We start from the raw sequence: 11,726 nt of genomic DNA on the forward strand, positions 1-11,726 counted from the left end.
GGTAGCACCTTCCAGTGGCGTTAGACCAAATTTTTGGGAAAACAAGCTGCACGCACACAGCCTTAGCTCAGTAATTTAGTCCAATGGCGCACTGGACGCAAGTAAGAATTGTTACCGTTACTAGCTAGCCCCCAGCCCAAAGGCAGCGCAGCCTAGAGCGATACAGACCACCAGCGGCAGCCGCCTGAGGTTGGCCACTACTACGACGGCGCTGGCGACCAGGGCGGCCAGCGTCGTCTGCACGGTAGCTGCCTGCCCAGTACCCACCAGTCCTGAAACACTGCTCACTGCCATCACCAAAATTACCGCCAGGGGCAGGTAGCCGAGCCAGCGCAACTGCACCACCTGGGCCGGCATCCAGATGCCGGTGCTACGCATGGCGTAGGTGCCCAGCCCGGCCAGAAAAATCACCCAGCCGATGCTCATGGCCGATCCTCCCCTAGGGTTTGCAGGCCCGGCAGCCGCGAGACCACCAGGGCGATCGCCACAATCGCCAGCAGCAGCCCGGTTGCACCAAGGGGTTGAGCGATCAGAGTGAAGGCAATACCCACGGCGATCGCAACAGCAGCATCTCGGTTCCAGTGGCCTTGCAGACCGCTGCACAGCAGGCAGATAAACAGCGCGGGCAGCGCAAACTGAAGCCACCGCTCGGGCAGTTGTAGCCCCACCCAGCAGCCCAGGGCCGTGCCCACCACCCAGGCCCCCCAGCACGACAGGTGAATGCCCAGGTAGTAGGGGAACGGGTGGGCGCGATCGCACAGCTCTAGGGCAAAGGTTTCGTCGATCATGCCCTGGGCCAGCAGCCACTGCTGCCAGCGGCCAAATTTGCCGTAGAGCTTTTGGGCCGCCAGGCTCATAGGAATATGCCGCAGGTTGATGATAAAAACCGTGAGCAAAATGCTCCAGCCCGACAGCCCCTGGCGAACGGCCTCGACGGCGGCAAACTGGGCGGCCCCGGCAAACAGCCAGGCCGACATGCCCACGGCGGCGGTGGCGGGCAGCCCGGCCTGCACCGAGATTGCACCAAAACTCATGGCAATGGGCAAGAACCCGGCCACAATGCCCAGGGCGCGGCTGCACCCCTGCAAAAATGCTTTCATAGCGCTGGTAGAGTCTCCAAGTTAGGGGCTTCAAACGGTGAGCTTGGCTTTACCCTAGCGTCGGGCGATCGCCCCGGTCTTGAACAAAATTGCGCTGCTGGTACTGCCCCGGCGTCACCCCCCAGGTGCGCTTAAACTGCCGCGTCAGGTGGCTCTGGTCGGCAAAGCCGGTCAGGTGGGCCACCGTGGCGATCGCCCTGCCCTGCCCCAGCAGTCGCTTGGCCTGCCGCAAGCGCACCTGGTTGAGGTAGCCGTGGGGCGGCAGCCCCACCTGCTGGCGAAACACCCGCAAAAAGTAAAAGGGGCTGAGGTGGGCGATCGCCGCCAGGTCCTCTAGGGTGGGGTTCTCGCTGTAGTGGGCCTCTAGGTACTCGCGCGCCTGGGCAATCGAGCGGGGTTCGTGACCGAGCGATCGCCAGGGGGGCCGGTGGTCGGCGTGGCGGGCAATCATCTGGGCAAAAGTCCACAGCAGGCGCGAGTCTTGTTCGAGGCGAGGGGCCTGGTGCTCTAGGGCTTGGTGCGATCGCAGCAGCCACCCCCGCAGGGCCGGGTCTTGCACCACCGGCTCAGGAAAATAGATCGCGCCCGCCCCAGTTTTCGCCCCGTCCGACATGGACCGTTGCAGCAGGCTGACCGCCGGGTAGAGCATGCGATAGGTCCAGCCCGAAGCATCGGCGGCGTGGCCGGTGTGGGGTTCGCCGGGGTTGATCAACACCACGCTGCCCATCGGTGCCCGGTGGGTGGCCCCGCCATAGGCAAACACCTCGGTGCCCTGCTGAATCACGCCTACGGCAAAGGTGTCGTGGGTGTGGCGAGCAAAGCAGTGGCGAATATAGGTGGCCCGCAGCAGCTCTAGATCGTCGGCCTCGGGCACCTGCCAAAATTTCACGGTTTCTTGGGTCATCGCTGCTGCCTCTGCTGCGATCGGCGTGCTCCCACGATTTTGCCAGACAAAGATCTGACCGAGTGCGCTTCGCAATTTGCAATCATCGGTCAAAATAGAAGTTCAGGTCAGGTTGATTATTTACCCTAGACGTTAAATTCAGGTGAGTTGATTGTTCACCTTGCCCTGAAGGCTTACGCTGGCAAGGTCTTCTAGAAGGTGCATCGCTTTGCGACTGCCCCTACGGTTGACTAAGCATGGTGCATTGCTGCGCTAATGCACCCTACGATGGATCTTTAGATCTTTAAAGTTGTCCTTTACTCACCCAACTCTTCCCCGTCCCATGGCACAGTCCCCCACCTCGATCTCCACCAAAATGACCGGCGCAGAGATTCGCCAGACGTTTCTGGAGTTTTACGCGGCGCGGGGCCACGCCATCAAACCGAGCGCGTCCCTGGTGCCCGAAGACCCCACCGTGCTGCTGACCATTGCCGGCATGCTGCCCTTCAAGCCGATTTTTCTGGGCCAGCGCCCGGCGGATGTTGACCGGGCCACCACCTCGCAAAAATGTATTCGCACCAACGACATTGAGAACGTGGGTCGCACGGCGCGACACCACACCTTCTTTGAGATGCTGGGCAACTTCAGCTTTGGCGACTATTTCAAAGAGCAGGCGATCGCCTGGGCCTGGGAACTCTCGACCGAAGTATTCAAACTGCCCGCCGATCGCCTGGTGGTGAGCGTCTTTCGCGAAGACGATGACGCCTTTGCCATCTGGCGCGACCAGATCGGCATTCCGGCTCACCGCATTCAGCGGATGGATGAAGCTGACAATTTCTGGACCTCTGGCCCCACCGGCCCCTGCGGCCCCTGCTCAGAGATCTACTACGACTTTCACCCTGAGTTGGGCGATAACGATATAGATCTGGAGGACGACTCGCGCTTCATCGAGTTCTACAACCTGGTGTTTATGCAGTACAACCGGGATGCCGAGGGCACCCTCACCCCGCTGCAAAACCAAAACATCGACACCGGCCTGGGCCTAGAGCGCATGGCCCAGATTTTGCAACAGGTGCCCAACAACTACGAAACCGACCTGATCTTGCCGATCATCAAGACAGCGGCAGAATTAGCCGGGCTTGATTACGGCAGGTCTGACGAAAAGACTCAGGTATCGCTGAAGGTGATCGGCGACCACGTGCGCGCCGTTGTCCACATGATTGCCGACGGCATCACCGCCTCCAACGTGGGGCGGGGCTACATTCTGCGGCGGCTGATTCGGCGGGTGGTGCGCCACGGACGGCTGATTGGCATTGAGGGCGCATTTATTAGTAAGGTGGCCGAAAGCGCCATTCAGCTAGCGGAGGAACCGTTCCCCAATACCCGCCAGCGCGAGACAGTGATCAAAGCCGAGTTGGATCGCGAAGAGTCTCGCTTTCTCGAAACCCTGGAGCGGGGCGAAAAGCTGCTGGCCGACATTCTTCAGCGAGAAAGCGGCTCAAAGACCAAGCAAATTTCGGGCACCGATGCCTTCGTGCTCTACGACACCTATGGCTTTCCGTTAGAACTGACCCAGGAGATCGCCGAAGAGCAGGGGCTGATGGTAGATGTGCCGGGGTTTGAAACGGCGATGGCAGAACAGCGCCAGCGCTCGAAGGATGCCCACGAAACCATTGACCTGACGGTGCAGGGCAGCCTCGACAGCTTGGCGGAGCACATTCACTCGACCGAGTTTTTGGGCTACAAAGACACCAGCAGCACCAGCCAAGTGGAAGCGCTGCTGCTGGGTGGCAAGTCGGTGGATCGCATTGAGGCGGGCCAAGAGGCTCAGGTGGTGCTCAACCAGACCCCGTTCTACGCTGAGTCGGGCGGTCAGGTGGGCGATCGCGGCTACCTCTCGGGCGATGACCTGGTGATTCGGGTCCACGATGTTAAAAAAGACGGCGATTTCTTCGTTCACTTTGGCAAAGTCGAGCGGGGTTCCCTAACAGTGGGCGACCAGGTGACAGCGCAGATCGATCGCGCCTGCCGCCGCCGTGCCCAGGCCAACCACACCGCGACCCACCTGCTGCAAGCAGCACTGAAAAAGCTGGTCGACCCTGACATTTCTCAGGCCGGTTCGCTGGTGGCTTTCGATCGCCTGCGGTTTGACTTTAACTGCCCCCGCGCCCTGACTGCCGACGAGGTGCAGCAGGTCGAAGCCCAGGTGAATACCTGGATTGCCGAGGGCCACCAAGGGGAGATCACCGTGATGGCGCTGGAGGAGGCCAAGGCCAAGGGTGCGATCGCCATGTTTGGCGAAAAATACAGCGCCGAGGTGCGGGTGATCGACTTCCCTGGCGTGTCGATGGAGCTGTGCGGCGGCACCCACGTCAGCAACACGGCAGAAATTGGGCTGTTCAAAATTATCGCTGAGGCCGGGGTGGCCTCGGGTACCCGCCGGATTGAGGCCGTCGCTGGCCCCGCCGTGCTGGAGTATTTGAACGTGCGCGACGCCGTGGTGCGGGATCTGAGCGATCGCTTTAAGGCCAAGCCCGAGGAGTTGAGCGATCGCGTCACCACGCTGCAAACCGACCTCAAAACCGCTCAAAAAGAACTGGAGGCGCTGAAGTCGGAGCTGGCGGTACTCAAGTCTGACCAGCTGCTAGAGCGGGCTGAAGCCGTCGGCTCTGTCAAAATTATCGTGGCCGAGATAGAGGGCGTCAGCGCCGAAGCCCTAAAGACCGCCGCCGAGCGCCTGCTGCAAAAGCTGGGGGCCGGGGCCGTAGTGCTGGGGTCTGTGCCCGAACCTGAGAAGGTGAGCCTAGTGGCGGCCTTTAGCCCCGAGGTGATCGAGCAAAAGCTGCAAGCGGGCAAGTTTATCGGCGGCATCGCCAAGCTCACGGGCGGCGGCGGCGGCGGGCGGCCCAACCTGGCCCAGGCGGGCGGGCGCGATGCGGCTAAGCTGCCGGAAGCGTTAGAGAGTGCCAAACAACAGCTGCTAGAAACTCTAGGCTAGGGCTTGTCAATCTCACCTTGAGGTGGCTGGGGCGACGGCAAACCTTTCGGGCCGCGCAAGTAGGTTTCTGAAAGGAACCCGATTATGTTGTGTTTTACCCGTCCAGATCCCTGGGTTCTTCGAGAACCCAGGGATCTAAATCTCCTGCGCCTGGCAAACCCCAGGCCCCGGCCAGAGTGGTTGCGCCATTGGGTGACGATCCCGCGATCGGGGATTTTGATTAACCCCAGAGCAGGGCGAGGTGTTTAGCTTCCTACTGCGATATCGACAGTTGAATTAGCGGCAAATCAGATCCCTGGGTTCTTGCAGAACCCAGGGATCTTCTCCATAGGCATTAGGTATCCTAGGGGCAGGCTCTCTTGGAGACGACGCCCAATGACCTTACCAGAGTCAATACAAGAGGCTCAGCGTACAAGGGATTGGTAAAACCTATGATCGCAAGGCTCAACTTCACCCCAATGGCTCCCCAGGAGTACCTGGAATGGGAATCTACCCAGGACGTTAAGTACGCCTATGTGAACGGGGAAGTCTTTGCTATGACGGGGGGGACGATTCCCCACAACCAAATTGCGCTGAATTTAGCGTCTGCGCTTAAAGCCCATCTGCGGGGCAAGGGCTGTCTGGTGGTGATGGCAGATGTCAAGGTGGAGGTTTCTCAAAATGGGCCTTACCACTACCCCGATGTGATGGTGAGCTGCGATGGGCGAGACCGCGACGCAATTAAACTCATTCGCTACCCCAGTTTGATTGTGGAGGTGCTGTCGCCGAGTACTGCTGACTATGGCCGGGGCGACAAATTTACCCACTATCGCCAAATACCCACCCTGCAAGAATACGTTTTGATCAGTTCTGACAAAATTAGTGTTGATCGCTATCGCCGGATCTCGTCTCGTCGTTGGGATTTGCAGACTTACATAGAGGCAGAAACTCTGAGCCCTGCCAGTGTGGACTGGCAAGGCCCGATTGAACTGCTCTATAAGGAGGTGCGGTTTATTGAGGAGGGGTAGAGATTGCGGGAGGAGGTGTTTAGCTACCTACTGAGCGACTGACAGCTGGGTTGAGCCTACAGAAGCAGAGTTTGGGAATTTTGAAACGTGTCATATATTTAGATAATCCATCTTGAATGTTCAGAAATAGCTAGTGTATAGTCATGACCTGGCATTGCACCTCGCCTCAACACCTCTTCCTCTGTAACCCAAATGCAATCGGAAATACCTGTTCGAATAGTATCTTGGAGAAAGCTTTCCTGCTCTCTATCTAAAATTACTTCATATATCTCTGCTACCAAAATTTCATAGGATTGCGAAAAATCTGAATACCGTATAGGATTTATATGCCTCTTTATAAATTGGTATTTAACAAAAGGGAAAAGTTCTTCTGGGAAGATTCTAGGCTTTACTAACTCCTCATAAAATTCTCTCCACCCGCAAATCTCTCGATTCTTTCTACTGTCAAACCATTTCATGAATTTAAGGAGATACCTACCTTTCAATCGTATGCGCAGATCACGTTTGCTATCCGCATCAATTGGTATCAGATCATCATCTAGTGCATGAATTTCTTGAAAAAAACTGATCGAAGAATCATAACGCTTAAATACACCGCCGACAGGTTGAAACTGAGGAAATCTTTTCCCCCTAATTAATAAGTATTTGCCCTCAACCTTTATCCTGAATAGGTAAGAAATTGACATCCTGATATTTTTATCTCTATACAGCAGTCGCACTGAAATAAGCTTGTAATATTCAGAATTAACTACCAAAAGATCTGCTAGCAAAATTATTATTGATGAAATAACTCCTAGCACTACGCTTACAAAGTACGAGTTTGAGGAAACTAAAAGAGAACAAAGGGCTAGAAAAAGCAGCAAAATATACAAAATAACTTTTGTCATTGTCGTCAGGCAGAAAGAGTAAGGGTAAAGTAAAGATGGTAGGAGCTAAACTAGTAAATAGTGCTCGCAACCATCTTGCTGCAATACCGAATAAGTATAAATTATCAATTTAAGTTTCATTATTTTGTATATCATTTTTAGAGAATATTTGAAGCTAGGATTTTGGAATGAAAGTTACTAAAAGATTTCATATTCTTCGATCCAAAGATTTAGAGTCAGTATTTCATGTTCAGAATTTAGTTGATACTTGGCGAGGTGTTGTCCGTGATCAATTGCGCTCTTTGGACATACTAGATTTACATGATTATTATGATTTTAACTTTAACATTGAAGATAAGGCGTTGTTAATTCAGAAAAAGATTTTAGATGCTCAGTACAGAATTACTGGACCTTTGATATATAAATTAGAAAAAAAATACGGTGTTTGTAGGCACATTTTGCTTTTGAGTCCTTCAGATGCATTGGTCTTACAAACAATAGTTGACATGGGTTTAGCTAAGCAGTTGCTGAAGGCTCAACCAACAAGTAGGTCTTATTATACTAGAGATAGCAAAAACCCCAAAAAAATGCCCGATTGGCGGACGGAAAAGGATGAGTATGGATGGCGAAATAAATGGAAAAACTTCCAAAAGGAGATCTGGAAGTTTAGCAAACAAAATGAATATACAGTTGTAACTGATCTGGCTAACTACTATGAGAATATCGGGATAAGAGAATTAAGACACATAATCTCCAGTTACGTTTCTGTTCCTGAAGTTGTCTTAGATCTTTTGTTTAATATGATCGAGCAACTGTCTTGGGTTCCTGATTATTTGCCAACCTCATTAAAAGGATTGCCTGTAATTAATTTGGAAGCTCCGAAATTATTGGCTCACGCTCTCTTGTATGAGGTTGACGAGGTTCTAAATGAAGCCACAGACGGATGTTTTGTAAGATGGATGGACGACATAAACTTTGGTGTTGACTCTTTTGATAAAGCTTGCATTACACTAAGCGACACGAATGATGTTCTGAAAAGTAGAGGGTTAAGCTTAAATCTCGGAAAAACAAATATTTATACGGCCGAAGAAGTTGCAAGAAATTTTATGATTGATACCCATGAATATCTTGACTCTGTAGAAAAAATATTAACCGATGGAGAACATGAGAAATTTGAGGATTCTAGCAACTCTAAAACTAGCGACGAAGAATTAGAAAAAGAATTATACGATCGCTATCTAGGCATCAAAGATGAAACAAGCCTAAAAGCATGGGAAAAAACCATAAAAAGGTTTCTAACAATTTTTGGCAAGTTGAGATCAGAATTCTTTTTGAGGGACGCTAAAGATATTTTCATTCGCAGGCCAGGGTGCAGGAAGAATGTGATTTATTATCTTGAAGCATTAGGTTACAGAGAATCTGCTGCTCAGATAGTCGAGGAAATCCTAAAGGAAGTCAGAATATATGATGGTGTTGCCTTATTCTATATAGTAAAATTATTAACTGATTGGCAAATTGACACAGATGAAAAAAGTGTAAGCTACATCAACAGAATTTCATTAGTTATAAGGTCATTGGACGATGTTTCGATGAATTATTACTGTTTAATCTGGTTTGCGGCAAAGTATTTCAAGCCAAATGAAATAATTGGCCTAATCCAAAGTACAGAGTCTGTTTGGAAAAGCGATAATTTTCTTAGTAGACAGGTGGTTTCAGTTGTTCCGAGATACATGGATTTTAGGCAGGATCGTGCGATAGATTTTTTAGATGCAGAACTAACTCGGGGCATAGAAGATTCCGCTTCAGTAGCTGGCAATATCAAATTCATCCGAGGACTTAAGAAAATGCCTTTCAGACTAAATAGTTATTTATTCCCAACACAGAAGCAAAAGATATATCCGTTGCCAAAATATTTAATTCTTCTTTCTTTTCTTGGATCGAACGCATTCAAATACAAAAAATATTCTTTTCAAGAAAAAATCAGAGAAAGCTTTAGCGATCCTTGGTATATTAAATGGATAGATACTTATATTGATTAAAATTTTTATGCACAATGGTTGTCTAGTACTAGCGCCTTTAGAGTGTACAAGTATCAGCCAAACTCCAAGTTCATCTCTAAACCCGGCTTGCTACAAAAGGTAGATTGATTATGAATTGGGCGATCGCAATCTTTGCCTAAGTTATGCCGCTTCTAGATAAGGGCCAAGCTTAACAGGGCATAACATCATCTAGCCGTAGAGCTAGATGATGCAACGATGGCGAATCAATCGCTTCACCCAGTCGATACTGCTGCTGTTGATAGTCTTCGCCAACCAGCCGACACACCGTAAACGTAGGCTGCTTAGGGCTGCCAATAAACACCCGCCCGCCCAAACCCCGATAATCCACAATCCAATATTCTGGAATGCCAAACAGGGCATACTCCTCCACCTTGCGGGCATAATCCGTTTCCCAATTGGTGCTCACCACCTCCACCACCAGCTTTACCGAAGTGCCCAGAGTAATCACAGGTTCACGTTCCCACAGAGGCTCATGTACCAGAGCCGGTTCGTCAAGCACCACCACGTCCGGGCGGCGAGCCGTGGCAACATCAGCAAACGGGCGCAGCAAACAAGTGCGGGGAATAATCCACGGATGGCCCTGGCGATCGATTTCAATACTGAGCTGACTGGCAACTTTTCCGGCAGTGGCTTCGTGAAGGCCAGTAGGTTCCATATCAATTAGCTCTCCATCAGCCAGTTCATAGCGAGGGTTATCGCCATAGCGGGTAAGAAATTCGTCAACGCCAAGTATCAGCGACGATGAAGTTTGAGTCATAGAGACTACTCCCAGAGCCAAGCTGTCATAAACCAATAGTAGGGAATTAGGAGATATTTAACATCCAAAGCCTTTGCCTCGGCAGTTGGGCAAATTCTGATTCCTCAAGGTAGATCTTTTCAGGCTGAAGTTCCTCATGTCCCAAGCTAAATCTTCGTCCGACGCCTTAGAGGGCAGATGCCACCCAAACGGAAGACCGCCCAAAATTCTGGCCGTGCGATACTTAAGGTGAGGCCAGCGCGGCCTAGCGAGGTTTAAGGAGATATGCCGTGGCCAGCCAAATTATTGACAAAAAGCTCCAAGCTTACCGGGCTGACCTCGATCACCTGCTAGAGCGGGTGCAGGCCCTGGCCACCGCCATCAACAACCCCAACCTGCAACTCACCACCCATAACCTGCGCCGCAACATCAACGAGCCCTTTCTGTTTGTGGTGGTAGGCGAAGTCAAAGCGGGCAAGAGCAGCTTTGTCAACGCCCTGCTCGACGCTGAAGTCTGCGCCACCGACATCGAACCCTGCACCGACTCGATTCAGCAGATTGTCTACGCCGAGCAAGCGTTTGTCGAGCAGGTCGAGCCCAGCCTGCGCAAGATTGGCCGACCGATCGCGATTTTGCAAGACATTTCAATTGTCGATACGCCAGGCACCAACACAGTAATCGACGAGCACCAGATCATCACCGAGCGCTACATTCCCAACAGCGACCTGACATTCTTTGTGCTGTTTGCCAAAAACCCCTACCAAAAGAGCGCCTGGGATTTTCTCGATTTTGTCAGCGCCGAGTGGCGCAAAAAGGTGGTGTTTATTTTGCAGCAGGCCGATCTGCTGCGCCCCGCCGATCTGCAAACCAACATCGAGCGGGTGAAAGAATACGCCTACCAAAAGCAGATTAAAGCCCCAATCATCTTCCCCACTTCGGCGGCGCTGGAGCAGGAGGGCGATACGGTCAACAGCGGTTTTGAGCCGGTGCGCCAGTACATTCAAGCCATGGTGTCGTCGGGGGAGAGCTACAAGATCAAGCTGCGATCGGTCAGCCAGACCACCCAGCAGATTATTGATCTGCTCAACGGCGACGTGGAGGGGCTAAACCGCCAGCTAGCCACCGATCGCGCCACCGCCCAGAGCATTCGCTCTAAAATTGATGCGGGCCGGGCGCGATCGCGCTACGAGATCAACACCCTGGCCGATCGCCTAGCCGCCCGCTATGAGGTAATCTCGGCCCGCATCAAGCGCGACTTTCGCGAGAGCCTGACCGTGCCCATGGTGGTACGGCGATCGTTTGTAGGGTTGTTTAACCAAGACGCCTCCATGAAGGCGTGGATTGACGACTTTCAGGAGCGCTGTGCCCGCGACCTGCGCACCTCGCTAGAAGAGGTTTCCCAAGAAGGGGCGCAGCACTTTGTCGATGGCATTCGCCAGCTCTTCGACGGCCTTAACCAAGATCTGGAGAGCGTTAAGAGCCACCGGCTAGAGAGCAGCCACATTTCGCTCAAAGTGCTGGAGCGTCGCCAGGAGGTGATCGACAGCGTGCGAGCCAAGGTGAATAACCTCATGGCCAACCATGGCCTGGGCGATATGCTGGCCACCCAGGCGGGCGACTTGGCCAACGAGATTGTCGGCGGCGCAGTGATGGCGGTGGCGGGCACCATTCTGCACATCCTTGAGTTTGCGGTGGCCGAGGCGATCTTGAGCGCGATCGGCATTGCCTTTGCCGGAGTGGGGGTGATCGTGCTGGCGATCGGCATGCTCTGGCAGCGCAACCGCATCATTACCAAGTTTGAGCAGGCCCTCGACAGCGAAAAAGACCGATTTCAAGAAGAGATCGCCACCCGCCTCAACGAAAAGCTGGGGATTATCTACGAAGAGGTAGAGCGAATTTTCACCCAATTTTACGATTATGTGGAGCGCGAAGAGGCGGCGGTGCAGCCGGTGATTGACCAATACACTGCAATTCAGCAAGAGGCAGCGGGGCTGTTTAGCTCGAAGCTGCTGGGCGAATTGGGTGCCGACAAGCGGTAGGCCGGGGCCGCCCTTGCCCTTCTGGGGAAGAGGCGAG

Annotated in this window: 9 protein-coding genes; 4 read left to right on the forward strand and 5 right to left on the reverse strand. The window is 52.7% G+C overall.

Features of this window, described 5'->3' with window-relative positions:
* Positions 1-120: 120 nt before the first annotated feature.
* Genes RRF56_RS07005 through RRF56_RS07015 form a run of 3 tightly spaced genes read right to left on the reverse strand, consistent with a single transcriptional unit; the run spans position 121 to position 2,004 of the window.
* Positions 121-426, reverse strand: coding sequence for an AzlD domain-containing protein (locus RRF56_RS07005; RefSeq protein ID WP_317036920.1), 306 nt, complete (start codon positions 424-426; stop codon positions 121-123).
* Complete coding sequence (locus RRF56_RS07010; RefSeq protein ID WP_317036921.1) at positions 423-1,100, reverse strand: AzlC family ABC transporter permease; 678 nt, start codon at positions 1,098-1,100, stop codon at positions 423-425. The genes RRF56_RS07005 and RRF56_RS07010 overlap by 4 nt, the downstream gene beginning before the upstream one ends.
* Positions 1,101-1,149: 49 nt before the next feature.
* The gene (locus RRF56_RS07015; RefSeq protein ID WP_317036922.1) at positions 1,150-2,004 is read right to left on the reverse strand and encodes an AraC family transcriptional regulator; all 855 of its coding nucleotides are present in this window, start codon (positions 2,002-2,004) and stop codon (positions 1,150-1,152) included.
* Positions 2,005-2,326: 322 nt separating this feature from the next.
* On the opposite strand from RRF56_RS07015, the gene alaS reads away from it, so the two are divergent.
* Complete coding sequence (gene alaS, locus RRF56_RS07020; protein WP_317036923.1) at positions 2,327-4,981, forward strand: alanine--tRNA ligase; 2,655 nt, start codon at positions 2,327-2,329, stop codon at positions 4,979-4,981.
* 431 nt (positions 4,982-5,412) lie between these two features.
* Positions 5,413-5,988 (forward strand): Uma2 family endonuclease, encoded by a 576-nt coding sequence (locus tag RRF56_RS07025; RefSeq protein ID WP_317036924.1) that lies wholly within the window; start codon positions 5,413-5,415, stop codon positions 5,986-5,988.
* A gap of 98 nt (positions 5,989-6,086) precedes the next feature.
* On the opposite strand, the gene RRF56_RS07030 is transcribed toward RRF56_RS07025, so the two are convergent.
* On the reverse strand, positions 6,087-6,875 hold the full coding sequence (locus RRF56_RS07030; protein WP_317036925.1) for a hypothetical protein: 789 nt from the start codon (positions 6,873-6,875) through the stop codon (positions 6,087-6,089).
* 167 nt (positions 6,876-7,042) lie between these two features.
* On the opposite strand from RRF56_RS07030, the gene RRF56_RS07035 reads away from it, so the two are divergent.
* Positions 7,043-8,893, forward strand: coding sequence for an RNA-directed DNA polymerase (locus tag RRF56_RS07035; protein ID WP_317036926.1), 1,851 nt, complete (start codon positions 7,043-7,045; stop codon positions 8,891-8,893).
* 169 nt (positions 8,894-9,062) lie between these two features.
* On the opposite strand, the gene RRF56_RS07040 is transcribed toward RRF56_RS07035, so the two are convergent.
* Positions 9,063-9,671 carry a Uma2 family endonuclease gene (locus RRF56_RS07040; protein ID WP_317036927.1) on the reverse strand — a complete coding sequence of 203 codons (609 nt, stop codon included), beginning with the start codon at positions 9,669-9,671 and terminating at the stop codon, positions 9,063-9,065.
* Between the two features lie 269 nt (positions 9,672-9,940).
* On the opposite strand from RRF56_RS07040, the gene RRF56_RS07045 reads away from it, so the two are divergent.
* Positions 9,941-11,689, forward strand: a complete 1,749-nt coding sequence (locus RRF56_RS07045; protein ID WP_317036928.1) for a dynamin family protein — start codon at positions 9,941-9,943, stop codon at positions 11,687-11,689.
* Positions 11,690-11,726: the final 37 nt, after the last annotated feature.

Origin of the sequence: Nodosilinea sp. E11 (assembly GCF_032813545.1) — a bacterium.
Classification (GTDB): Bacteria; Cyanobacteriota; Cyanobacteriia; order Phormidesmidales; family Phormidesmidaceae; genus Nodosilinea.

What these genes read in the sequence shown, in the direction of transcription:
- RRF56_RS07030 (WP_317036925.1), bottom strand. Translation starts at nt 6,875, where the DNA reads ATGACAAAAGTTATTTTGTATATTTTGCTGCTTTTTCTAGCCCTTTGT.
- RRF56_RS07005 (WP_317036920.1), bottom strand. Translation starts at nt 426, where the DNA reads ATGAGCATCGGCTGGGTGATTTTTCTGGCCGGGCTGGGCACCTACGCC.
- RRF56_RS07040 (WP_317036927.1), bottom strand. Translation starts at nt 9,671, where the DNA reads ATGACTCAAACTTCATCGTCGCTGATACTTGGCGTTGACGAATTTCTT.
- RRF56_RS07015 (WP_317036922.1), bottom strand. Translation starts at nt 2,004, where the DNA reads ATGACCCAAGAAACCGTGAAATTTTGGCAGGTGCCCGAGGCCGACGAT.
- RRF56_RS07010 (WP_317036921.1), bottom strand. Translation starts at nt 1,100, where the DNA reads ATGAAAGCATTTTTGCAGGGGTGCAGCCGCGCCCTGGGCATTGTGGCC.
- alaS (WP_317036923.1), top strand. Translation starts at nt 2,327, where the DNA reads ATGGCACAGTCCCCCACCTCGATCTCCACCAAAATGACCGGCGCAGAG.
- RRF56_RS07025 (WP_317036924.1), top strand. Translation starts at nt 5,413, where the DNA reads ATGATCGCAAGGCTCAACTTCACCCCAATGGCTCCCCAGGAGTACCTG.
- RRF56_RS07035 (WP_317036926.1), top strand. Translation starts at nt 7,043, where the DNA reads ATGAAAGTTACTAAAAGATTTCATATTCTTCGATCCAAAGATTTAGAG.